16 protein-coding genes are annotated in these 23,327 nt (G+C 65.0%); 11 read left to right on the forward strand and 5 right to left on the reverse strand.

Going from position 1 to position 23,327, the window contains the following annotated elements:
• Position 1: 1 nt before the first annotated feature.
• On the reverse strand, positions 2 to 2,398 hold the full coding sequence (locus OKW44_RS31240; RefSeq protein WP_018420174.1) for a penicillin-binding protein 1A: 2,397 nt from the start codon (positions 2,396 to 2,398) through the stop codon (positions 2 to 4).
• Positions 2,399 to 2,668: 270 nt separating this feature from the next.
• Here OKW44_RS31240 and pilM point away from each other — a divergent pair, with 270 nt between their 5' ends.
• The 7 genes from pilM (at position 2,669) to OKW44_RS31275 (ending at position 10,083) form a co-directional block, all read left to right on the forward strand.
• Positions 2,669 to 3,658: a pilus assembly protein PilM gene (gene pilM / locus OKW44_RS31245; protein WP_018420175.1), complete on the forward strand. Its 990-nt coding sequence runs from the start codon at positions 2,669 to 2,671 to the stop codon at positions 3,656 to 3,658.
• Positions 3,655 to 4,341 carry a hypothetical protein gene (locus tag OKW44_RS31250; RefSeq protein WP_018420176.1) on the forward strand — a complete coding sequence of 229 codons (687 nt, stop codon included), beginning with the start codon at positions 3,655 to 3,657 and terminating at the stop codon, positions 4,339 to 4,341. Before pilM ends, OKW44_RS31250 begins: the two co-directional genes overlap by 4 nt.
• Positions 4,338 to 5,270, forward strand: a complete 933-nt coding sequence (locus tag OKW44_RS31255; RefSeq protein WP_018420177.1) for a hypothetical protein — start codon at positions 4,338 to 4,340, stop codon at positions 5,268 to 5,270. The genes OKW44_RS31250 and OKW44_RS31255 overlap by 4 nt, the downstream gene beginning before the upstream one ends.
• Positions 5,267 to 6,994 carry a type IV pilus secretin PilQ gene (locus OKW44_RS31260; RefSeq protein WP_018420178.1) on the forward strand — a complete coding sequence of 576 codons (1,728 nt, stop codon included), beginning with the start codon at positions 5,267 to 5,269 and terminating at the stop codon, positions 6,992 to 6,994. Before OKW44_RS31255 ends, OKW44_RS31260 begins: the two co-directional genes overlap by 4 nt.
• Before the next feature lie 105 nt (positions 6,995 to 7,099).
• Positions 7,100 to 7,651, forward strand: coding sequence for a shikimate kinase (locus OKW44_RS31265; protein ID WP_026225731.1), 552 nt, complete (start codon positions 7,100 to 7,102; stop codon positions 7,649 to 7,651).
• Positions 7,651 to 8,736, forward strand: coding sequence for a 3-dehydroquinate synthase (aroB, locus tag OKW44_RS31270; RefSeq protein ID WP_018420180.1), 1,086 nt, complete (start codon positions 7,651 to 7,653; stop codon positions 8,734 to 8,736). Before OKW44_RS31265 ends, aroB begins: the two co-directional genes overlap by 1 nt.
• Before the next feature lie 144 nt (positions 8,737 to 8,880).
• Positions 8,881 to 10,083 (forward strand): deoxyguanosinetriphosphate triphosphohydrolase, encoded by a 1,203-nt coding sequence (locus OKW44_RS31275; RefSeq protein WP_204357113.1) that lies wholly within the window; start codon positions 8,881 to 8,883, stop codon positions 10,081 to 10,083.
• Positions 10,084 to 10,188: 105 nt separating this feature from the next.
• Here OKW44_RS31275 and OKW44_RS31280 read toward each other — a convergent pair whose 3' ends face one another.
• Together OKW44_RS31280 and OKW44_RS31285 are read right to left on the reverse strand one after the other, a co-directional pair.
• Complete coding sequence (locus OKW44_RS31280; RefSeq protein ID WP_013090729.1) at positions 10,189 to 10,569, reverse strand: ElaB/YgaM/YqjD family protein; 381 nt, start codon at positions 10,567 to 10,569, stop codon at positions 10,189 to 10,191.
• A gap of 367 nt (positions 10,570 to 10,936) precedes the next feature.
• Positions 10,937 to 11,662 (reverse strand): OmpW/AlkL family protein, encoded by a 726-nt coding sequence (locus OKW44_RS31285; protein WP_026225733.1) that lies wholly within the window; start codon positions 11,660 to 11,662, stop codon positions 10,937 to 10,939.
• 187 nt (positions 11,663 to 11,849) lie between these two features.
• Here OKW44_RS31285 and OKW44_RS31290 point away from each other — a divergent pair, with 187 nt between their 5' ends.
• The 3 genes from OKW44_RS31290 (at position 11,850) to OKW44_RS31300 (ending at position 19,186) form a co-directional block, all read left to right on the forward strand.
• Positions 11,850 to 12,557, forward strand: a complete 708-nt coding sequence (locus OKW44_RS31290) for a transposase (RefSeq protein ID WP_018420184.1) — start codon at positions 11,850 to 11,852, stop codon at positions 12,555 to 12,557.
• 351 nt (positions 12,558 to 12,908) lie between these two features.
• The gene (locus OKW44_RS31295; RefSeq protein ID WP_018420185.1) at positions 12,909 to 17,612 is read left to right on the forward strand and encodes a glutamate synthase-related protein; all 4,704 of its coding nucleotides are present in this window, start codon (positions 12,909 to 12,911) and stop codon (positions 17,610 to 17,612) included.
• Positions 17,613 to 17,716: 104 nt separating this feature from the next.
• A complete protein-coding gene (locus OKW44_RS31300) occupies positions 17,717 to 19,186 on the forward strand; it encodes a glutamate synthase subunit beta (RefSeq protein WP_018420186.1) in 1,470 nt (489 codons plus the stop codon).
• Positions 19,187 to 19,382: 196 nt separating this feature from the next.
• Here OKW44_RS31300 and OKW44_RS31305 read toward each other — a convergent pair whose 3' ends face one another.
• Positions 19,383 to 20,648, reverse strand: a complete 1,266-nt coding sequence (locus tag OKW44_RS31305; protein WP_018420187.1) for a D-amino acid dehydrogenase — start codon at positions 20,646 to 20,648, stop codon at positions 19,383 to 19,385.
• A gap of 27 nt (positions 20,649 to 20,675) precedes the next feature.
• Positions 20,676 to 21,935, reverse strand: coding sequence for an MFS transporter (locus OKW44_RS31310; protein ID WP_018420188.1), 1,260 nt, complete (start codon positions 21,933 to 21,935; stop codon positions 20,676 to 20,678).
• A gap of 328 nt (positions 21,936 to 22,263) precedes the next feature.
• Between OKW44_RS31310 and OKW44_RS31315 the strand changes: the two genes are divergently transcribed.
• Positions 22,264 to 23,163 (forward strand): tyrosine-protein phosphatase, encoded by a 900-nt coding sequence (locus OKW44_RS31315; RefSeq protein ID WP_018420190.1) that lies wholly within the window; start codon positions 22,264 to 22,266, stop codon positions 23,161 to 23,163.
• Positions 23,164 to 23,327: the final 164 nt, after the last annotated feature.

The raw sequence follows: 23,327 nt of genomic DNA on the forward strand, positions 1-23,327 counted from the left end.
CTCAGTGCCCGCGGAACAGATTCATGATGTCCTGCTTTTCCTGTTCGCCGACCTGTTCCGGCGCGGCGGCTGCCGCGCTCGCCTCCGCATCGAGCGTCGCCTGACTGACACCGACCGTCGCGATGAAACCGTGGCCCGGCGTGAACTCGTCGAAATAAAGCTCCGAGCCGATTTCGCTGACGTCGTCGGGGCGTGGCATCTTGTACTCGGGCACCCCCTTCAGCGCGCGTCCCATGTACTCGATCCACACCGGCAGCGCCAGGCCGCCGCCGGTTTCCTTGTCGCCGAGGCTGCGCGGGTTGTCGTAGCCGATCCACGCGATCGCGGTGAGCGTGTGCTGATAGCCGGCGAACCACGCGTCGCGGGAATCGTTGGTCGTGCCGGTCTTGCCGGCGAGATCGGTGCGCTTGAGCACGTTGCTCTTCGCCCCGGTGCCGTGCTGCGCGACGCTTTGCAGCAGGCTGTTCATCACGTAGGCGTTGCGCGGTTGGATCGCGAACGGCGCGCTTTGCCCGGCCACGAGCGGCTGCGCGTGCGCGACGACGATGCCGCGCTGATCGGTGACCTCCGCGATCAGATACGGATTGATCCGGTAGCCGCCGTTGGCGAACACCGAAAACGCGCCCGCCATCTGCAGCGGCGTCACGAGGCCCGCGCCGAGCGCCATCGGCAGATAGGCGGGATGGCGGTCCGCGTCGAAGCCAAAACGCGTGATGTATTGCTGCGCGTACTTCGGGCCGATCTGGTTCAGGATGCGGATCGACACGAGGTTCTTCGATTTCTGCAGCGCGGTGCGCATCGTCATCGGACCGTCGAAGCCGCCGCCGTAGTTTTTCGGCTCCCACGCCTGGCCGCCGGTTTCGGCGGCGCTGAAGAAAAGCGGCGCGTCGTTGATGATCGTGGCGGGCCCGAGGCCCTTTTCGAGCGACGCCGAATAGATGAACGGCTTGAAGCTGGAGCCCGGCTGACGCCACGCCTGCGTCACGTGATTGAACTTGTTCTTGTTGAAGTCGAAGCCGCCGACCAGCGAGCGGATCGCACCGTCCTGCGGCACCACCGAGATGAACGCGCCTTCCACCTGGGGCAATTGCGTGATCGACCAGTCGCCCTCGTCGTTCTTCACGAGCCGCACGATCGCGCCGGGCCGGATGCGCTGAGTCGGTTGCGCGCGCGGGCCGAGCGCGAACTGCGCATAGCGCAGGCCGTCGCCCTGAATGGTCGCGACATTGCCGTCGATGAACGCCGCCTGCACCTGCTTCGGACTCGCCGCCGTGACGACGGCCGCGATGATTTCACCATTGTCGGGATGTTCGAGCAGCGCGTCGTCGATCGCCTGCTCGCGCTCGTCGGCGTCGGCCGGCAGATCGATGAACGCCTCCGGGCCGCGATAGCCGTGACGGCGCTCGTAGTCCATCAAGCCTTTGCGCACCGCGTGGTAGGCGACGTCCTGATCGGCCGAATCGATCGTGGTCACGACGTTCAGACCGCGCGTGTAGGCTTCCTCGCGATACTGCGCGTACATCATCTGCCGCACCATTTCCGCGACGTATTCCGCGTGCACGCTGTACTCCTTGCCCATGCCCTTCACGACGAGCCGCTGCCGGCTCGCCTCGTCGTACTGTTCCTGAGTGATGTAGTGCAATTCATACATGCGCTGCAGGATGTACTCCTGGCGCACCTTCGCACGCTTCGGATTGACGACCGGGTTATACGCGGACGGCGCCTTCGGCAGACCGGCGAGCATCGCCGATTCGGCGAGCGTCAGGTCCTTCAGATCCTTGCCGAAGTACACGCGCGCGGCACTCGCGAAACCGTACGCGCGCTGACCGAGATAGATCTGATTCATGTACACCTCGAGAATCTGATCCTTGCTCAGCTTCGACTCGATCTTGTACGCGAGCAGCATCTCGTAGATCTTGCGCGTGTACGTCTTCTCACTGGACAGAAAGAAGTTGCGCGCGACCTGCATCGTGATCGTGCTCGCGCCTTGCGTCGCATGACCGTTGGTCAGCGCGACGAAGCCGGCTCGCGCGATGCCGGTGAGGTCGACGCCACCGTGCTCATAGAAGCGGGCGTCCTCGATCGCGAGGATCGCTTTCTTCAGGCTGTCGGGCACGTCGTGGATGTGCACGATGTCGCGCCGCTCCTCGCCGAATTCGCCGATCAGCACGTGGTCGGCCGTATAGATTCGCAGCGGCACTTTGGGCTGATAGTCGGTCAATGCATCGAGTGACGGCAGGTTCGGCGTCGCGACGACGAGCGCATAGCCGAGCACCAGCGCCACGCATACGATGCCCGCCACGATCAACCCGACAAAGCCGAGAATCAGCTTCAGCCATAACGGACGTTTGCGCTTTTTCGGCGCGGGCGGTGGGGACGTAGGAGACGTGGCTTGCATAGGAGTACCGGAAAAACAGTCCCGCGATTATAGCCGCCAGGGTTTTTCTGCTTTCGACAAGCTTACGGATAACGTGCAATCGGCACACGCCAGGCGGCGCGGGAATGACTTTGCTGTAGTCCCAACTGTAGTCGCTTTGATGTCGCTCGGGGCGGCTTCGCAGCCGCGTTAGCCATTTGGCTGAATGTCGTTAGGACGTGCGTCTGCCGACAATGATCCCTCGTTACTCGCGTTCGAATGGTTCGTCGCGTGAGTCAAAGGGAGGGCGGTATGGCCTATAAAAATTCGTGGCTTCAGGCGGTGCGGGAGGGCCGGCAGCGTTTCGCCGCAGGCATCGATGTCGGTTCGCAAAACGTGCGTCTCGTCGTGGTGAGTCAACGCGCCCGGGGCGCGCTGCATCTCGAATATATGAGCACGGTGCCGCTCGCGGCCGGCGCCATGGCGGGCGCCGAGATCGTCGATCGGCAGGCCGTCGCGCGGGCGTTGCGCGATGCGTTCGCCGGTTTGCCGCGCGTGTGCGCGACGCACGCGCTGCGCTGCTCGATGGCCGTGCCTTCGTCGGCCACGCTGACGACGACAGTGCCGCTCGCGCGGCTCGCCGCTCAGAGCGACTGCGAGGCGGCGGACGGCGGCGTTGCGCTCGCCGGACTTGCGCCCGCGGTGATGGGAGAGGCGGAGCGCATCGCCGGCCTCGAACGTCATGCGCTCGCGGTCGACTGGTACGTCGACGAGACGCCGTCGCCGGTGCGCTCGGTGAAGATCGCCGCGACCGCGCGTCAGCATCTCGAAGCACGGATCGAATGCGCCGCGACCGCGGGGATTTCGCTGTCCGCGATCGATGGCGAACCACACGCGGCATTGCGCGCGCTGCGCCACGCGGCAAGTCGCGAGCTCGACCCGAACGAGCCGTACGCGGCGGTGTGGGTCGGTACGGACGGCGTGTACGGCTGGAGCGTCGTCGATGGCGCGAGCGTCGGCGAGATGCGCTACCCGGCGCCCGAGCATGCCGATCTCGCGGACGCGTTGCGCGATCTCATGCGAGGGCCGGAGTTCGACTGCGCGCTGATCGGCGGCGAAATCGATCTGCTTGACGGCGTCGGCTTTTCACTCGCCGATATTGGCGACGTGCTCGGCTGCTCGGCGCTGCCGTTCGAATGCGCGCTGCTCGGTAGCCACGCGCGGCCGCTCGACGACGCCTTGCTGCACGAGCCGGCTGGCGCGGTCGCGTTTGGGCTCGCGTTGCGCGGGGTGCTGGAATGAGGGCCGTTCTGTCGTTTTCGTCTGGCGTCGCCGCGAGTACCGATCAGCGCACCGCTGTACCGTGGCTGGGCGGCTTCAATCTGCTGCCGTATCGCCAACGCAACGCGCGACTCGCGCGGCGCCGCTGTATGCGCGACTGGGCTGTGGCTGCGTGTGTCGGTGCCGCAGGTGTGTTGCTCGTCGCCGGTTGGCAGAGCTTCGCCGGAGCGCGGCTCGATGCGCGGCGCGCGGCGGCCGGGCAGGCGCTGACTCCGCTCGCTGCGCCGCTCGCGGAGCACGCGAAGCTGTCGCGGGCCGAACAGGATCAGCGCGAAGCCGCGGCGCGCGCCGCGAATCTCGCGAGGCCGCTCGAACATCTGCGCGATCTGCTCGACGCGCTGAGCTTCGAACCCGGCGATCGCGTCGTGTTGCGGCAGTTGCGCCAGCGCGAGTACGAGACTGAATTGCTGGCGACTTCGAGTGGCCATATCGCGTCGGCTGAGTGGCTCAAGCGGCTCGGCGCGATCCACGGCGTGCAGGGCGCGGAGATGCGCGATCTGCATCGGGCGACGGGGAAGGGCGACGCGTCGACGGAACAGGCGATAGGCGGACCCGTGGAGTTCGATGCGCGCCTGCGCTGGGGCGATCCGCCGCACAAGGCGACGCGCGCCCTGAAGGCTGCACGAACGGGAGGTGCGCGATGAGCACGACCTTTTTCGAGGCGGGCGGTGCGGCGCATGGGTCCGCGGGTTTTTCGCGCTGGGTCAAGCGGGCGCGTGTGCCGCTCGAGGCGTGGAGCCGGCGCCGTCGCTGGCTCGTCGCGGCGACGCTTGCCGCGCTCGTGTTCGGCGTCGGCGCGTACGGCTGGAACGCGGCTGATCTCGCCGGACTGGAAGCGAGCCGCGCGGCGCTCGCGGTCAGCACGCAGCGGCTCGCGGACGCGCGGCACACGCTCGCACAGCTGCCGTCGCTGCGCCGTGCAGCCGCAGCGATGCCGGCCACGGAGCCGAGCGCCGTGTCGTGGAACTCCGCCGACGACGTGCGCATCGTCTCCGAGCTGGCCACGCAAAGCGGCGTCGCGCTGCTTGCGGTGGAACCGGGCGCGGCGAGCGGCGAGGGCGTCGAGCGGATGCGCGTGCTGCAGCTCACCGCGCGCACGGACTTCGTTCACCTGATGGCGTTTTTCCACGGGCTCGCACAATTGCCGGTGCTGTTCGTTCCCGTCGACGTGACCGTCAAGCAGGACGGCAAAGGGCTCGCGGTGGCCGCGACGCTGCAGGTGTACGCCGCGCTGCGACCGGTGCCCGACACCCCGGCTGCGAGCGCCGACGCGAGCCCTGACGCCGACGAGGCTGCCGACGATGATGACGAGGGCCTCGTGTTCTTCGATCCGTTTGCGAAGTCGCAGATCTCCGCGAGCGGCGAGCTGGGCGATGCCTCTGAGTTGCGCCTTGTCGGTTTGCTGCGCGATCGTACCCGCGGGCTCGCGCTGCTCGACACGCCAGACGGCACGACGACGGTCGCGGCCGGGCAACGACTGGGCGTCGAGCGGGTCACACAGCTCGACGCGCTTGGCATTACGCTCGCGAACGGCGGCGCGACGCGCACGCTGACGCTGTCGGAGCCGTCATGATGCGCCCGCTCAAGCGATGGAGCGTGGCGACGCTGGGTGTCGGACGCGAGGTCCGCGTCGTCTCCGGACGGTGTTTCGGGCTCTACGTCGCCGCGACGCTGGTTGCCGGCGTCGCACAGGCAGCGACGCCACTGCTGCTGCCGCCGTTGCCGACTTACGCGGCGCTCGACGACCCGGCCGTATCGGCCAACACCGCCTACGAGACGGCGCCGCTGCCGAGCGGCGGCATCGGCCAGGCGGCGAATCCGTTCGGCGACGTTTCCACGCCAGGCGCGGCCCAGGAGCCGGACACCCTCCAGCCGGCCCCGCGTTCCGCGATAGCACCCGACGCTTCCGCGGACGACGTCGCCAACGGCCCAACGCCGCCGCCTTCGCCAAACCAGCCCGCAAACCCGGCTCGCGACGACAGTGCCGGCACGCCCAGTCTCGAAGGCCCGCCGGTCCCGCTGCCGCCGCGGCCGCGCCTCGCCGACGCTGCGGCCAGTGCGGACTCGGGCCTTCCCGCCGGCAACAAGCCGATCTCGCTGAACTTTCAGCGTGCGCAACTTGGCGCGGTCCTGAAAGCGTTCGCCGAGTTCACCGGCCTGAACATCGTCGCCAGCGACAAAGTGCGCGGCGCCGTGTCGATACGTCTCCACAAGGTGCCGTGGCGCACCGCGTTCGACACCTTGCTCGACGTCAACAATCTGGCGATGGAGCGCCACGGCAACGTAATCTGGGTCGCCCCTGCCGCCGAACTCGCCGCGCGCGAACGTCAGCGCTTCGAAGCCCACGCGCGCGCCGCGGACCTCGAGCCGCTCGCGAGCCGCACGTTCGAGCTGCACTACGCGCACGCCGAGGACGTGCGTCGCCTGCTGACCGGTTCCGGCACCCAGCGCGTGCTGTCCAAACGTGGCGCCGTCACCGCCGATCCGCGCACCAACCTGCTGTTCGTCACCGATCTCGCGGGGCGGCTCGAGCAGATCGCGGCGCTGATCGCTTCCGTCGACCGGCCGACTCGCCAGGTGCTGATCGAGGCTCAGATCGTCGAAGGCGACCAGGGTTTTTCGCGCAATCTCGGGGTGCGGCTGTCGCTCGCCGGCACCAGCGCGGACGGTACGTCGAGGGGGCTGACGGGTGGAACGGACGGCTCCGTGTACGATCTGTCGGCCCGACCGATCTCCGGATTCGATGCCGCGACCGCTGGCCTCACGCTGTTCGCGGCTCACGCGACCCGGCTGCTGAATATCGAGCTCTCGGCGCTCGAGTCCGAAGGGCATGGGAAAATCGTGTCGAGCCCACGGGTCGTCACCGCGGACCGGATGAAGGCGGTCGTCGAGCAGGGCACCGAGCTGCCGTATCAGGCGAAGGTCGGCCAGGGCGTATCGGGCGTGCAGTTTCGCCGCGCGACGCTCAAACTGGAGGTCGAGCCGCAGATCATGCCGGATGGCCGCGTGGTGCTCGATCTCGACGTCGCGAAGGACAGCGTCGGCGAGCAGACCGACGCCGGGCCCGCGATCAACACCAAGCACGTGCAAACGCGCGTCGAGGTCGAGGATGGCGGTACGGTGTCGATCGGCGGAATTTACGAGACCGACGACCGTGACGACGTCGAGCGGGTGCCCCTCCTCGGCAAAATACCGGTTCTGGGCGCATTGTTCCGCCATCGGACTCATCGCGACACGCGTAGCGAACTGGCGGTTTTCATCACGCCGCGCGTGGTGCGGGGAAATGAGGGCATATAGGGCACGGGTGCGCCGCCGTCCGCCGGCGGCACGCAGGCTCGACAAGGCAGCCGCTTTGCCAGTAAGCTGCGGCACGAACTACACCGGATTAGCCAGAGGATACCGTTGCAAGCGCGGGACGCACACGCCAATGTTTTTTTCGTAGGGCTCATGGGGGCAGGAAAAACCACTGTGGGTCGGGCGGTTGCGCGCCGTCTCGAGCGCCCGTTCTTCGATTCCGACCATGAAATCGAGGCGCGCACGGGCGCGCGCATTCCCGTGATCTTCGAGCTTGAGGGCGAAGCGGGCTTTCGCGATCGCGAAGCGAGCGTGATCTCGGAGCTGACCGGGCGCGACGATATCGTGCTCGCGACCGGCGGCGGTGCAGTGCTGCGGCCGGAAAACCGCGAAGCGTTGAAAAGCCGTGGCCTCGTGATCTATCTGCGCGCCAATCCGCATGACCTGTGGCTGCGCACGCGGCGCGACAAGAATCGCCCGCTGCTGCAAACGGAAGACCCCAAGGCGCGCCTCGAAGCGCTCTATGAAGTGCGCGACCCGCTGTACCGCGAATGCGCGCACTTCGTGATCGAAACCGGCCGGCCCTCGGTCAACGGACTCGTCAACATGGTTCTGATGCAGCTCGAGATGGCCGGCGTCGCCAAACCTCCTGCGTCATAATGGACCGTATGATTACCGTCAACGTCGAACTGGGCGAGCGCGCCTACCCCATCCATATCGGTGCCGACCTGATCGGCCAGACCGCGCTGTTCGCGCCGCATATCGCCGGCAACTCGGTCACGATCGTCACCAATAGCACCGTCGATCCGCTCTACGGCGACAAGCTGCGCGCGGCGCTTGCGCCGCTGAACAAGCAGGTGTCCACGGTGGTTTTGCCGGACGGCGAAGCACACAAGAATCTGCAGACGCTGAACCTCATCTTCGACGCGCTGCTCGGCTCGCGCGCCGACCGCAAGACCACGCTGATCGCGCTCGGTGGCGGTGTGATCGGCGACATGACCGGGTTTGCCGCCGCCTGCTACATGCGCGGCGTGCCGTTCATCCAGGTGCCGACCACGTTGCTGTCGCAGGTGGATTCGTCGGTCGGCGGCAAGACCGGCATCAACCATCCGCTAGGCAAGAACATGATCGGCGCGTTCTACCAGCCTCGGGCGGTGATCGCTGACATCGGCGCATTGCGTACGTTGCCCGAACGCGAACTCGCGGCGGGCATCGCCGAGATCATCAAGACCGGCGCAATCGCCGACGCCGGTTTCTTCACCTGGATCGAGGCCAATATCGAGGCTTTGAACCGCTGCGAACCGCAGGCGTTGACGGAGGCAGTCAAACGCTCGTGCGAGATCAAGGCGTCGGTGGTGGCGCAGGACGAGCGCGAAGGTGGTCTGCGCGCGATCCTCAACTTCGGTCACACGTTCGGCCACGCGATCGAAGCCGGACTCGGCTATGGCGAGTGGCTGCACGGCGAGGCGGTCGGCTGCGGAATGGTGATGGCGGCGGATCTGTCCGTGAGGCTCGGCCATCTCGATGAAGCGTCGCGCAAGCGGCTCGTCGACGTCGTGCTTGCCGCGCATCTGCCCACTCGTGCTCCCGCGCTCGGCGCGGATCGTTACATCGAGCTGATGCAGATCGACAAGAAGGCGGAAGCCGGCGCGATCAAGTTCATTCTGCTGAAGCGTTTCGGTGAGACACTGATCACCCGCGCGCCCGACGCCGACGTGCATGCGACGCTGGCCGCCGCCGTCTAGATTCGACACGGCCCTGCAGCCACGCTTCACGCACCCGCGTCACGAGGCGCCGCCCATGTTTCGGAGGACCCGGTGACTGACAGGCGCAGCGACGATATCCAGCATGACACGACGAGCGCGCGCGCAGGCGCCGGGAACGGCGTCATCGCTGCCACGGCCAGCACCGTGGATGCCGCTGCCGCGGTTGCCGCACCCGCCGTCCCCGCGCCGACCCAGCAGGCGCTCGAAGCGCATCTCGCACCGTACGCGGCGCATTCGAGCCAGTCGCGTGGGCGTCGCTATGCGGAATCCGCGCCGAGCGCGCGTACCGAGTTTCAGCGCGACCGCGACCGCATCGTCCACTCGACCGCATTCCGGCGGCTCGAATACAAGACTCAGGTATTCGTCAACCACGAGGGCGACCTGTTTCGCACGCGCCTCACCCATAGCCTCGAAGTTGCGCAGATCGCGCGCTCGGTTGCGCGCAATCTGCGCGTCAATGAAGATCTCGTCGAAGCGATTTCGCTGGCGCACGATCTCGGCCATACGCCTTTCGGCCATGCCGGCCAGGATGCGTTGAACGAATGCATGCGCGAGCATGGCGGCTTCGAGCACAACCTGCAGAGCCTCGCGGTCGTCGACGAACTTGAAGAGCACTACGGAGCGTTCAATGGGTTGAACCTGTGCTTCGAGACGCGCGAGGGCATTCTCAAGCATTGCTCGCGCGACAACGCGCGCCGGCTCGGGACATTGGGCGAACGCTTTCTCGAAGGGCGGCAACCGTCGCTCGAAGCGCAGATCGCCAACGTCGCCGACGAAATCGCGTACAACAATCACGACGTCGACGACGGTCTGCGCTCCGGTCTGTTGTCGCTCGAGCAGCTCGCCGAAGTGGAACTCTGGCAGATGCACTGCGAGGCGGCGCGCGGCGACTATCCGCAGATCGAGGGGCGTCGGCTGATTCACGAGACGGTGCGGCGCGTGATCAATACGCTGATCGTCGATCTGATCGAAACGACGCGGGCCAATCTCGCGCGCTACGCGCCGGCGTCACTCGACGACGTGCGCGCGGCGCCCCCGCTCGTCGCGCACAGTGATGCGATCGCCGCGCAGGCCGCGGCGCTCAAGCGCTTCCTGTTCAGAAACATGTACCGTCACTATCGGGTGATGCGCATGGCCAACAAGGCACGCCGCGTCGTAGTCGGCTTGTTCGACGCTTTCACCGACGACCCGCGGCTGCTGCCGCCGGACTATCAGTCGGCCGATGCGACGCGTCAGCCGCGTTTGATCGCGCATTACATCGCGGGGATGACCGATCGTTACGCGCTGAAGGAGTATCGGCGGCTGTTCGTGATCGACGATAACTAGGCGCTAGCGGCTGGGCGCGGCAAGCGGTGTAACGTTCAGCCTTGCCGCATCGAAGCGGCCGTCGCGCCCCCCCTTGCCAGCACCGTCAAACCGGGCAAGCCAGCGTCATCGCGAACGGGACGCGAACAGCGCCCCCGCCACCAGCGCAAGCCCGCCGACGATCGCAATCGTCTGCCACGGATTTTCATGCACGTAGTGATCGGCGTCCGAGATCGCGACGCCCGCACGATCGCGCATCGCGTCGCGCGTGTCGTTCAGCCGCTCGCGCGCGGCGTCCAACTGTTTGCGCAGCCTGCCGCGTAGGGCCACGGCGTCGGCCTGCGTGCCGTCGGCCAAGGTCGATTCGAGTTCCGACAGCAGGGTGCGCAACTCGACCGCGATATCTTCGGCCGCGTGGCGGCTATGGCGAGCGATGCGCCGCGCGCGGCGACTCGCGCTGGTCCAGGATTCGCCGAGGGCGTCTCGCGTATTTGGAAGTGCTGTCATGGTCGCTCCGTCGATGAGTTGAAAGGCCCCGCGCATCGTCGCGCGGACACGCTATGCGCAGACGCAATATCACGTCGTCGCGTAGGAAACGCCATCTAAACGCAACTTCGATGCCAAGCGCTGCATCGCCGGCAACGCTGCACGCGTGCGGCTCGCGACAGGATGGCGCGTGCCCGTATGGTCGCCAGATTTTGCACACCGACGCGCCGAATTCGCGTCAAATTTACAAACGCTGATGCCGGATGACGTTGCCATCCCGATGCAACAGAGACGCCAAATGCAAACGCAGTCATCGGTTCGATGACGGCGTTCCCCAGGTCGCGAAAATTCGACTACCCTAATTCAAGCTACCCGCTCTAGCGAAGCGTTAGAAACGGTAACCGACGTTGACGTAAGTGACGATCGGGTTCAGCTTGATCTTGGTTTGCGATTGCACGGTCAGCGTGCCGACCGGCGTGGCCGATGCCGAACTGAGCTTTGCGGTCGTGCTGAGCGGCAGGTACGAGATCGACACGCCGGCGAACCAATGCTGATTGAAGGCGTACGTGAAGCCCGCATTAAACACAGGTACCCACGAACTATCCGTCGACACACTGGTCGGACCATGCAGAACGTTGGCTTCGAATGCGCTGTTGGAAATGTGTGCGTCGGTGAACCAGATGCGGCTCACACCGAGACCGAGATACGGGCGGAACGAAGCGGTCGGCGCGTTGAAGTAGTACTTGAACAGCAGCGTCGGGCTCCACTGTTTGGCCTGCCCGAGCTTACCGAACTGCGCGAAGCTGCCCGTGCCGAACAGATCGAAAGTAGGGGGGACGCCAATGACGAATTCGGTTGCGATATGGTCGGTGACGAAGTAGCCGGCGGTGAAACCGATGGTATCGGCCGAACTCAGCGAGGCGCCGGTGTTGGCTTCGGTGATGTTGGTTGGGCTACCGCCAATGCTGGTCACGGTCAGTGGGTCGCTGCTCGATTGGGGCGCCAGATGAAACCAGCCCGTCGAGAAGAAAAAGGTGCCGGCCGATTGTGCGTGCGCTGCCGTGCTCACGCAGGCTAGCACTGCCATCCCCGTTACGGCCTGTTTTAATTTCATATGTGCTCCTCCAAAAAAGGCCCGCTCATTATGACTACAACGTTTGAAACAAACCATACGCGGCGGTTAGAGTTTTCTCCCTAAGCGCCGCGTGGTTTCTGGCTTGGCCGCATGGCGCCGAACCTTGCGCCCATGCGGCTCTTCGGACCTTCGGGTATATACCAACGCGACTATTGGACACTCCAGCATGGCACGGCTTGCACGTCTTTATGTCCCCGACCAGCCGCAGCACGTCATCCTCCGCGGGCTCGACCAGCAGCCCGCCTTCGTCGACGACCAGGACTACGAGCTTTTCATCGACTGTTTGAAGGCGGCCTCCCGGGACCATCACCTTTCCATCCACGCTTACGCCTTGATGCCGGGCGCCGTGCAACTGCTGGTCACGCCCACCGAGGAGTCGAGTCTGCCCAAGGCGATGCAGGCCGTCGGGCGGCGCTACGTCGCGCACTTCAACCGGCGCTATGCGCGCCGCGGCACCTTGTGGGAAGGCCGTTACCGGGCCACCGTGATCGAAGGTGAGCGCTACTTCCTGCTTGCGAGCCGCGTCGTCGAAATGTGTCCGGTGCGCTTGGAACTGGTCAACGCGGCCGAGGATTATCGCTGGTCGAGCTATCGTCATCACATCGGCCTCACCCTCGACAGTCTGATCACGGATCATCCCCTTTACTGGTCGCTCGGCAATACGCCGTTCGAGCGGCAGCGTGCTTATCGCGAACTGTGCGAGCAGCCGCTCGACGAGCGCGAGGCAAGCCAGCTCCAGCAAGCCACGTTGAAGGGCTGGGTGCTCGGCAGCGACACGTACCGCGAATGGGCGGCGCGCGCCGCCAACCGACGTGTGTCGCCCCTACCGCGTGGCCGGCCACGTAAGGTGCGCGAGACGCCGCATACGCAGTGAGGCGGGGGCAGGGCGATGCCCGGCGGCGCCGATAGAGCCGCTTTAAATCCGATTAAAGCGTTTTGCATCAAGGGACTGCATGAAGGCGGCATGTCGTATGCCGTTTTCTTTTGCCCCAAATTGATATGGAACCAATAAAAAATAATCGCAATGCACCAATTTGATAATCGGGGACCGATCACTAGGTTTTATTTGCTATTTCCTTGATTCGTCGCGTATATTCCGATTTCCGACGCTTTTCGTGCCGCGCAGTCTTGCTGCGAGAAGAGCGCCGTCGCGGTCGCGAAGCGCACTGCGGCAAAAAAACAATGGTTTAACGGCCTGTCCGGCCTCCTCACAGACGGTGTCCCCATGAACGACCACCAGCAACCGATTCACCCGGTTCCCGCCGCCCAAGGTCTGTACGACCCGCAAAACGAGCATGACGCCTGCGGCGTCGGCTTCGTCGCTCATATCAAGGGCCACAAGAGTCACGAAATCGTCCAGCAGGGCCTGAAGATTCTCGAGAACCTCGACCACCGGGGCGCAGTCGGCGCCGATCCGCTGATGGGCGACGGCGCGGGCATCCTGATCCAGATTCCGGACGGCTTCTATCGCGAAGAAATGGCCAGGCAGGGCGTGACGCTGCCGCCGGCTGGCGAATACGGCGTCGGCATGATTTTCCTGCCGAAGGAGCACGCGTCGCGCATCGCCTGCGAACAGGAGCTCGAGCGTACGGTGAAGGCCGAAGGTCAGGTCGTGCTCGGCTGGCGCGACGTGCCGGTCGACCACGCCATGCCGATCTCGCCGACCGTGAAGGCGAGCGAGCCGCTGATCCGCCAGATCTTCATCGGCCGCGGCAAGGACATCATGGTGACCGACGCGCTCGAGCGGAAGCTGTACATCATCCGCAAGACCGCGAGCCATCGCATCCAGGCGCTGAAGCTCAAGCACGGCAAGGAATACTTCGTGCCGTCGATGTCGGCGCGCACGGTCGTCTACAAGGGTCTGCTGCTTGCGGGTCAGGTCGGCGTGTATTACCGCGACCTGCAGGACGAGCGCGTCGTGTCGGCGCTCGCACTCGTGCATCAGCGCTTCTCGACCAACACGTTCCCGGCGTGGGAACTGGCTCACCCGTACCGCATGATCGCCCACAACGGCGAAATCAACACGGTGAAGGGCAACGTCAACTGGCTGAACGCGCGTACCGGCGCGATCGCCTCGCACGTACTCGGCGACGATCTGCCGAAGCTGTGGCCGCTGATCTATCCGGGCCAATCGGATACGGCATCGTTCGACAACTGTCTCGAACTGCTGGTGATGGCCGGCTACCCGCTCGTCCACGCGATGATGATGATGATTCCGGAAGCCTGGGAACAGCACACGCTGATGGACGAAAACCGCCGCGCGTTCTACGAATACCACGCCGCCATGATGGAGCCGTGGGACGGCCCCGCCGCCATCGCGTTCACCGACGGCCGCCAGATCGGCGCGACGCTCGACCGTAACGGTCTGCGCCCGGCGCGCTACATCGTCACCGACGACGACCTCGTCATCATGGCGTCGGAAGCCGGCACGTTGCCTATTTCCGAGTCGAAAATCGTCAAGAAGTGGCGTCTGCAGCCGGGCAAGATGTTCCTGATCGACATGGAGCACGGCCGCATCATCGACGACAAGGAACTGAAGGACAACCTCGCGAACGCCAAGCCGTACAAGAGCTGGATCGACGCCGTGCGCATCAAGCTCGACGAGATCGAGGCGAAGGCCGAAGACGTCGTGACGGAACGCCGCGAAGCTGCTGCCCTGCTGGATCGCCAGCAGGCGTTCGGCTACACCCAGGAAGACCTGAAGTTCCTGATGGCGCCGATGGCGCAAGCGGGCGAGGAAGCCGTCGGCTCGATGGGCAACGATTCGCCGCTCGCGGTCATGTCCAACAAGAACAAGACGCTCTATCACTACTTCAAGCAGCTGTTCGCGCAGGTCACGAACCCGCCGATCGACCCGATCCGTGAAAACATGGTGATGTCGCTCGTGTCGTTCGTCGGCCCGAAGCCGAATCTGCTCGACACGAACAACATCAACCCGCCGATGCGTCTCGAAGTGTCGCAGCCGGTGCTCGACTTCAAGGACATCGCGAAGATCCGCGCGATCGATCAGTACACAGGCGGCAAGTTCAGCTCGTACGAACTGAACATCTGCTATCCGGTCGCCTGGGGCAAGGAAGGCATCGAGGCACGCCTTGCGTCGCTGTGCGCGGAAGCCGTCGATGCGGTCAAGTCCGGCTACAACATGCTGATCGTGTCGGACCGCAAGACCGACCGCGACAACGTCGCGATTCCGGCGCTGCTCGCTACGGCGGCGATCCACACGCACCTCGTGCAGCAGGGTCTGCGCACGAGCACGGGTCTCGTCGTCGAAACCGGTTCGGCGCGCGAAACGCACCACTTCGCGCTGCTCGCGGGCTATGGCGCGGAAGCCGTGCACCCGTACCTCGCGATGGAAACGCTGAGCCAGCTCGCGGCCGGCCTGAAGGGCGACCTGTCGGCGGAGAAGGCGGTCTACAACTTCACGAAGGCAGTCGGCAAGGGCCTGCAGAAGGTCATGTCGAAGATGGGTATTTCGACCTACATGTCGTACACCGGCGCGCAGATTTTCGAAGCGGTCGGTCTCGCCGCGGATCTGGTGTCGAAGTACTTCCACGGCACGTCGTCGAAAGTCGGCGGCATTGGCCTGTTCGACGTCGCGGAAGAAGCGATCCGTCTGCATCGCGAAGCATTCGGCGACAACCCGGTCCTCGCGAACATGCTCGACGCGGGCGGCGAGTACGCGTACCGGGTACGCGGCGAAGAACACATGTGGACGCCGGATGCGATCGCCAAGCTGCAGCACTCGGCGCGCAGCAACTCGTACCAGACGTACAAGGAATACGCGCATCTGATCAACGATCAGACCAAGCGCCACATGACCTTCCGCGGCCTGTTCGAGTTCAAGTTCGATCCGACCAAGGCGATCCCGCTCGACGAAGTCGAACCGGCGAAGGACATCGTCAAGCGTTTCGCGACCGGCGCAATGTCGATGGGCTCCATCAGCACCGAAGCGCACGCCACGCTCGCCGTCGCGATGAACCGCATCGGCGGCAAGTCGAACACCGGTGAAGGCGGTGAAGACGCGAACCGTTACCGCAACGAACTGCGTGGCATTCCGATCAAGAACGGCGACACGATGAAGTCCGTGATCGGCGACGAAGTGGTCGTCGACATTCCGCTCAAGGAAGGCGATTCGCTGCGCTCGCGCATCAAGCAGGTCGCGTCGGGCCGCTTCGGCGTGACGGCGGAGTACCTCGCGTCGGCCGATCAGATCCAGATCAAGATGGCGCAGGGCGCGAAGCCGGGCGAAGGCGGTCAGCTGCCGGGCCACAAGGTGTCGGACTATATCGGCAAGCTGCGTTACTCGGTGCCGGGCGTCGGCCTGATTTCGCCGCCGCCGCACCACGACATCTACTCGATCGAAGACCTTGCGCAGCTGATTCACGATCTGAAGAACGTGAACGCGTCGTCGAGCATCTCGGTGAAGCTCGTGTCGGAGTCGGGCGTCGGTACGGTTGCAGCGGGGGTCGCGAAGGCGAAGGCCGATCACGTCGTGATCGCCGGTCATGACGGCGGCACGGGTGCATCGCCGCTGTCGTCGATCAAGCATGCGGGCACGCCGTGGGAACTGGGTCTCGCCGAAACGCAGCAGACGCTGGTGCTGAACCAGCTGCGCGGCCGTATCCGCGTGCAGGCCGACGGTCAGATGAAGACCGGCCGCGACGTCGTGATCGGCGCGCTGCTCGGCGCGGACGAGTTCGGCTTCGCGACGGCGCCGCTCGTCGTCGAAGGCTGCATCATGATGCGCAAGTGCCATCTGAACACGTGCCCGGTCGGCGTCGCGACGCAAGATCCGGTGCTGCGCGCGAAGTTCCAGGGCCAGCCGGAACACGTCGTGAACTTCTTCTTCTTCGTTGCGGAGGAAGCGCGCGAAATCATGGCGCAACTCGGTATCCGCAAGTTCGACGACCTGATCGGCCGCGCGGAACTGCTCGACACGAAGAAGGGCATCGAGCACTGGAAGGCGAAGGGCCTCGACTTCTCGCGTGTGTTCTACCAGCCGCAAGTGCCGGCGCAAGTCGCGCGCAAGCACGTCGACGTGCAGGATCACGGCCTCGACCGCGCGCTCGACCACACGCTGATCGAGAAGGCGAAGGCCGCGATCGAGAAAGGCGAGCACGTGTCGTTCATCCAGCCGGTGCGCAACGTGAACCGCACGGTCGGCGCGATGCTGTCGGGCACGATCGCGAAGAAGTACGGCCACGAAGGTCTCGCGGACGACGCGATCCACATCCAGTTGAAGGGCACCGCGGGTCAGAGCTTCGGCGCGTTCCTCGCGAAGGGCATCACGCTGGATCTGGTCGGCGACGGCAACGACTACGTGGGCAAGGGCCTGTCGGGCGGCCGCATCATCATCCGTCCGACCAACGATTTCCGCGGCAAGTCGGAAGAGAACATCATCTGCGGCAACACGGTGATGTACGGCGCGATCGAAGGCGAAGCCTTCTTCCGCGGCGTGGCCGGCGAGCGTTTCTGCGTGCGTAACTCGGGCGCGACGGCGGTCGTCGAAGGCACGGGCGACCACGGTTGCGAATACATGACGGGCGGCACGGTGGTCGTGCTCGGCGAGACGGGCCGTAATTTCGCGGCCGGCATGTCGGGCGGTATCGCGTACGTGTTCGATCCGGACGGCATGTTCGCGAGCAAGTGCAACAAGTCGATGGTCGCGCTCGAACCGGTGCTGCAACAGGCCGAACAGGAGCGCACGGTCGATCGGGGCGTGTGGCATCGCGGCACGACCGACGAAGCGCTGCTCAAGGGGCTCATCGAGCGTCACTTCCAGTTCACGGGCTCTCCGCGTGCGAAGGCGCTGCTCGAAAACTGGGACGCGGCACGCCGTCAGTTCGTGAAGGTGTTCCCGACCGAATACAAGCGCGCGCTCGGCGAACTCGCCGCGAAGAAGGCGAACAGCGAAGTGCTCGCTGCCTGAGCTGCCTTCACGGAAGTCACATTTAGACGTACCCGCCGCGTTCCGACCAATCGAAGCGTGGCGGGTCCAGATTACCCCTAGATACAGATAGAGAAGAGAACCACATGGGCAAGGCAACCGGTTTTCTCGAGTTCGAACGTCGCCACGAGACGTACGAGGCTCCGCTCACGCGTGTGAAGCACTACAAGGAATTCGTCGCGGCACTGACCGACGACGAAGCGAAGATTCAAGGCGCGCGTTGCATGGACTGCGGCATTCCGTTCTGCAACAGCGGCTGCCCGGTCAACAACATCATCCCGGACTTCAACGACCTGGTGTTCCGTCAGGACTGGAAGAACGCGATCGAAGTGCTGCACTCGACCAACAACTTCCCCGAGTTCACGGGCCGCATCTGCCCGGCGCCGTGTGAAGCGGCGTGCACGCTCGGCATCAACGACGACCCGGTCGGCATCAAGTCGATCGAGCACGCGATCATCGACAAGGCCTGGGCCGAAGGCTGGGTCGCGCCGCAAACGCCGAAGCACAAGACCGGCAAGAAGGTTGCCGTGGTCGGCTCGGGCCCCGCGGGTCTCGCCGCCGCGCAGCAGCTCGCGCGCGCCGGTCATGACGTGACCGTGTTCGAGAAGAACGACCGGATCGGCGGCCTGCTGCGTTATGGCATCCCCGACTTCAAACTGGAGAAGTGGCAGATCGACCGCCGCATGCGCCAGATGGAAGCCGAAGGCGTGACGTTCCGCACCAACGTGTTCATCGGCAAGCCGGACTCGCTGCCGGCGCACATCGGCAACACGGCGAAGGAGACCATCACGCCGGCCGAGCTGAACGAACAGTTCGAGGCGGTCGTGATCGCCGGTGGTTCGGAAACGCCGCGCGATCTGCCGGTGCCGGGCCGCGAGTTCGAAGGCGTGTACTACGCGATGGAATTCCTGCCGCAGCAGAACAAGGTCAACGCCGGCGACAAAGTGCCTAACCAGCTCGTCGCGAAGGGCAAGCACGTCGTCGTGATCGGTGGCGGCGATACCGGTTCCGACTGCGTGGGCACGTCGAACCGTCATGGCGCGAAGAGCGTCACGCAGTTCGAACTGCTGCCGCAGCCGCCGGAAGAAGAGAACAAGCCGCTCGTATGGCCGTACTGGCCGATCAAGCTGCGCACGTCGTCGTCGCATGAGGAAGGCTGCGAGCGCGACTGGGCGGTCGCGACCAAGCGTCTCGAAGGCAAGAACGGCAAGGTCGAGAAGCTGATCGCCGCGCGGGTCGAATGGAAAGATGGCAAGATGGTCGAAGTGCCGAACTCTGAATTCGAAATGAAGGCCGACCTCGTGCTGCTCGCGATGGGCTTCACGCAGCCGGTGTCGCCGGTGCTCGAGGCGTTCGGCGTCGACAAGGATGCGCGCGGCAACGTGCGCGCCACGACCGAGGGCGACAAGGCGTACTACACGTCGGTGAACAAGGTGTTCACGGCGGGCGACATGCGCCGCGGCCAGTCGCTCGTGGTCTGGGCGATTCGCGAAGGCCGTCAGTGCGCACGTTCGGTCGATGCGTTCCTGATGGGGCATTCGGAACTGCCGCGTTAAGCGTCTTCAGCCGGTGTGCGTGCCTGGAGTTCCAGGCCGCGCGCGCCGGCCACGATTTGCAGGAAGACGTGGAGACCACAAGGCGCCCCATGAAGTGCGCCGGTAGCGGGAAAGCAATGCAGTAAAAAAGAAACCGGGCTCGCCTGAAAGGGGAGCCCGGTTTTCTTTTGCCTGGTCGCGGTGCGTTATGTCCGCCTCATTGGCGATAGCGCGCGAGCGTCAGACCGTCGAGATCGATCTCCGGATTGCGCTGCGCGATCAGATCCGCGACCACGCGCGCCGAGCCCATCGACATCGCCCAGCCCGTCGAGCCGTGCCCGAGGTTCAGCCATAAGTTGTCGATGTTGCACGGGCCGAGCAGCGGCGCGCCATCGGGCGTCATCGGCCGGCGGCCGACCCAGAAGTGAGCGGAAGTCGGATTGGCCGCGTGCGGAAACCAGTCGCGCAGCACCGTGAGCAGCGTTTGCAGCGCCTGCTCGCGCAACGTCGTCTGGCGATTGCCGAGCTCCGCCGTACCCGCGATGCGCAGGTTGTTGCCGAAGCGCGTGATCGCCGTCTTCAGCGATTCGTCCATGAGTGCCGCCCGTGGCGCTTTTTCCTCGTCGGTCACAGGCAGCGTGGCCGAATAGCCCTTCACCGGATAGAGCGGCACCTTCACGCCGAGCGGCGCGAGCAGCGCCGCGCTATCGACGCCGAGCGCGACGACCACCGCGTCGGCCGGCAGCGTCTGCGCGCCCCGCTCGCTTTGAATATGCACGCCGCGCACCGTCGCTCCCTCGACATCGAGCGACGTGACGCGCGTGTCGAAGCGAAAGCTCACACCATTGCGTTCGCAGATCGCGCGCAGTTCGCGGGTGAAGCGCGCGCAGTCGCCGGCCTCGTCGTCGGGCAGATAGAGGCCCGAGAACGGCGCCTGACGCGCCCAGTGCAGACCCGGCTCGATCTCCGCGCACTGCGCGGCGCTGACTTCCCGATGCACGATGCCCGCATCGCGCAGCACAGCGAGCGCCGGCTGCGCTAGTTCGACGTCGTACTCGCTGCGAAACAGTTGCAGATAGCCCTGGCTGCGGCCGTAATCGAACGGATGACGGCCGCGAAATTCGTGCAGGCAAGCGCGGCTGTAGTACGCGATGCGCTGCATACGCTGCTTGTTCACGCGAAAGCGGTCGAGGTCGCACTCGCGCAGCCAGCGCGCGATCCAGCGCCATTGGGCCGGATCGAGCGTCGGCCGGAAGATCAGCGGCGAGGCCGGCTTGAACAGGTACTTGAGGATTTTCGCCGGCATGCCGGGCGCGGCCCATGGCGTCACGTAGCCCGGCGCGATCACACCGGCGTTGCCGAAACTCGTGGACAGGGCGACGTCGGGTTCGCGCTCGATCACCATCACGTCGCAGCCTTGCTGGCACAGATAAAAAGCAGTGGCGACGCCGATGACGCCGCCGCCGAGTACGATCGTTTTCATGATTGGGAACTGCGGTTTCAGACGATCTCAAGCGGCGGAGCCGGCCGCCCCGAGTACCTTGCCCTTCGTTTCCGGCAGGCACAACGCGGCGACGATCACGAGCAGATACCCCGAGCCCGCGACGATGCCCATCGCCTTCACGAGCGTCATCGTCTGCGCGAAGGTGCCGACGAGTATCGGAAAGAACGAGCCGAGCCCGCGCCCGAGGTTGTAGCAGAAGCCTTGTCCCGAACCGCGGATCTCGTTCGGATACAGCTCCGACAGATACGCGCCGATGCCCGCGAAAATTCCCTGCACGACGATGCCGAGCGGAAAGCCGAGCGCGAGCATCATCGCGTCGGTGATCGGCAGCATCGTGTAGACCATGCCGAGCACGAACGAGCCGACCGCGAACAGCACGAACGACGCGCGCCGGCCGATCCTGTCGCACAGAATCGCGCCGACGATATAGCCGACGAACGAACCGACGATCAGCACGATCAGATAGCCGCTCGTATTGAACACCGACAGATGGCGCTCCGTCTTCAGATAGGTGGGCAGCCACGTCGTGATCGCGTAGTAGCCACCGAGCATGCCGGTGCACAGCGCGCTGCCGAGCACAGTTGTCTTCAGATGCTCGGCTGAGAAGATCTGCATGAAGTGCGACGTGTTGATGCCGCTTTCGCGCGCGCGACGGGTCGCGACAAAGATGTCGGGGTCGCTGACATTGCGGCGGATATAGATGATCCATGCGGCGGGCAGCAGGCCAACCCAGAAGCACGCGCGCCACGCGTACTGCTGCGGCAGCAACGCGAAAGCCGCCCAGTAGACGATCGCCGCGGCCGCCCAGCCGAACGACCAGCTGCTCTGCACGGTGCCGACCGCCTTTGCGCGATGCTGCGGCGAACGGATCGTCTCGGCCATCATGATCGTCACGACCGACCACTCACCGCCGAAGCCGATGCCCTGCAGCGTACGCGTGGCGAGCAACTGCCAGAACGACTGCGTGAAGCCAGACAGGAACGTGAAAATCGCGAAGGTGGCGATCGTCCATTGCAGTACACGGATGCGGCCGTGGCGATCGGCAAGAATGCCGGCGAGCCAGCCGCCGATCGCCGACGAAATCAGCGAGCTGGTGGCGATCATGCCTGCTTCGCTTTTGCTCATGCCCCACGTCGCGATCAGCGTCGGAATGAGGAACGAGTAGATCATGAAGTCGAACGCGTCGATCGCGTATCCGCCGAAACCGGCGAATAGCGTGCGACGCTCGCGCGGGGTCAGTTCAGTGAACCATTGGAGAGAAGACATGTTTTGTTGTGGTCTCCAGGTTTCTTGTGCCTGCGGGGGCCGGATGGGAGGGTGTCCGTATTCTACGGGGATGCGGCGTCGTGAGGCCAGTCGGGGTCAAAAAAGGGCGTGCGAGAGGTAACGGCCGACAAGGCACCGCAAGGGAACGGAAATCAGTGGGCCAACCGTCCCTCTTTTTTTCTTACTAACCGCTACGATGTAACGCAAAACGTATTGGTCAACGTTAAACTGCGTCTGCAGCCCCGGCTGCCCCACTATCCTCCTATCACCTGTCGCCCCGATGTCCGTTACCGTGAAAAACCGTTCGCCTTTCCGCGCCCTTGCGAGCATGACCGTGCCCGTGGAGCGCGGCATCCCGGGCGAGGCGTCGGCGGCGCGGCGACGCTTTCTGAGGGACTCGGCCGGTGCGATGCTGGCCGCGGGTTTCGGCAGTACCCTGCTGTCCGCCTGCGGCGGTAGTCTCGAAGCCGATCAGCCGGCTACGCCGCGGCTTGTGTCGGTCAGCAACTTCCGCGATGTCGGCGGCGCGGGTGCCGGCTACCTGACCGTCGACGGCAAACAGATGCGGCGCGGCGTGTTCTATCGCGCGAACGCGCTGACGCTGAGCGGCACCGACACAGCGACGCTCGACAAGCTCGGTATCGTGTCGGTCTACGACCTGCGCACGCCCGCCGAAATCGCACGCACCGCCGACGTGCTGCCGAGCGGCGCGACATCCTCGACGCTGAACGTGCTCGGCATGAACGACTTCGTCGCACCCCCGGTCGATTCTCCCGTCAACGCCGTCGCGTTCATGCAGGCGCAGGCGCGCGAGTATGTGACCGGCGGCCCGCAGCGAGCCGCCTATGGCGCGTTGCTCGGCGCGCTCGCCGACGGCACGGGCGCGCAGCTATTCCACTCGAACGCGGGCAAGGATCGCGCGGGCTGGGTCGCGGCGCTGCTGCTCAGCATCGCCAACGTTCCGCTCGACGTGATCATGCAGGACTACCTGCTCAGCAACGTCTATCTCGCGCCATCGATCGCAGCGCAAACCACCACACTGCGCGCGCAGGAAGGCGCGGCCATCGCGATTGCGAGAGCGCCGTTGCTCGACGTCGACGAGAATTATCTGCAGGCGGGCTTCGACCAGGTGCAGGCGAGCTACGGCACGATGGCGAGCTACCTGACGCAAGGCCTCGGTCTTTCCACGGCGACGGTCGACGCGCTGCGCAATCGGCTCGTGCATTGACGCGCTTCGCTGGCGCGCTTTGTTGGCCGTCCTGCAGCGCAAAAAAAAGTCCGCCGCAGAGGTGCGGGCGGACCGGGAAGGGCTGCATCGAGGTTGCCGGGGGCGACTATAAGGCCGCAACCCGCGCGACAGTCGATGCGGTAAGGGCAGGTAAGTGTCCGGTC

Source organism: Paraburkholderia lebeckiae (assembly GCF_050436325.1).
GTDB classification, from domain to species: Bacteria; Pseudomonadota; Gammaproteobacteria; order Burkholderiales; family Burkholderiaceae; genus Paraburkholderia; species Paraburkholderia tuberum.

Coding starts and splice junctions, on each gene's coding strand:
- OKW44_RS31240 (WP_018420174.1), bottom strand. CDS start 2,398: ATGCAAGCCACGTCTCCTACGTCCCCACCGCCCGCGCCGAAAAAGCGC.
- pilM (WP_018420175.1), top strand. CDS start 2,669: ATGGCCTATAAAAATTCGTGGCTTCAGGCGGTGCGGGAGGGCCGGCAG.
- OKW44_RS31250 (WP_018420176.1), top strand. CDS start 3,655: ATGAGGGCCGTTCTGTCGTTTTCGTCTGGCGTCGCCGCGAGTACCGAT.
- OKW44_RS31255 (WP_018420177.1), top strand. CDS start 4,338: ATGAGCACGACCTTTTTCGAGGCGGGCGGTGCGGCGCATGGGTCCGCG.
- OKW44_RS31260 (WP_018420178.1), top strand. CDS start 5,267: ATGATGCGCCCGCTCAAGCGATGGAGCGTGGCGACGCTGGGTGTCGGA.
- aroB (WP_018420180.1), top strand. CDS start 7,651: ATGGACCGTATGATTACCGTCAACGTCGAACTGGGCGAGCGCGCCTAC.
- OKW44_RS31280 (WP_013090729.1), bottom strand. CDS start 10,569: ATGACAGCACTTCCAAATACGCGAGACGCCCTCGGCGAATCCTGGACC.
- OKW44_RS31285 (WP_026225733.1), bottom strand. CDS start 11,662: ATGAAATTAAAACAGGCCGTAACGGGGATGGCAGTGCTAGCCTGCGTG.
- OKW44_RS31290 (WP_018420184.1), top strand. CDS start 11,850: ATGGCACGGCTTGCACGTCTTTATGTCCCCGACCAGCCGCAGCACGTC.
- OKW44_RS31295 (WP_018420185.1), top strand. CDS start 12,909: ATGAACGACCACCAGCAACCGATTCACCCGGTTCCCGCCGCCCAAGGT.
- OKW44_RS31300 (WP_018420186.1), top strand. CDS start 17,717: ATGGGCAAGGCAACCGGTTTTCTCGAGTTCGAACGTCGCCACGAGACG.
- OKW44_RS31305 (WP_018420187.1), bottom strand. CDS start 20,648: ATGAAAACGATCGTACTCGGCGGCGGCGTCATCGGCGTCGCCACTGCT.
- OKW44_RS31310 (WP_018420188.1), bottom strand. CDS start 21,935: ATGTCTTCTCTCCAATGGTTCACTGAACTGACCCCGCGCGAGCGTCGC.
- OKW44_RS31315 (WP_018420190.1), top strand. CDS start 22,264: ATGACCGTGCCCGTGGAGCGCGGCATCCCGGGCGAGGCGTCGGCGGCG.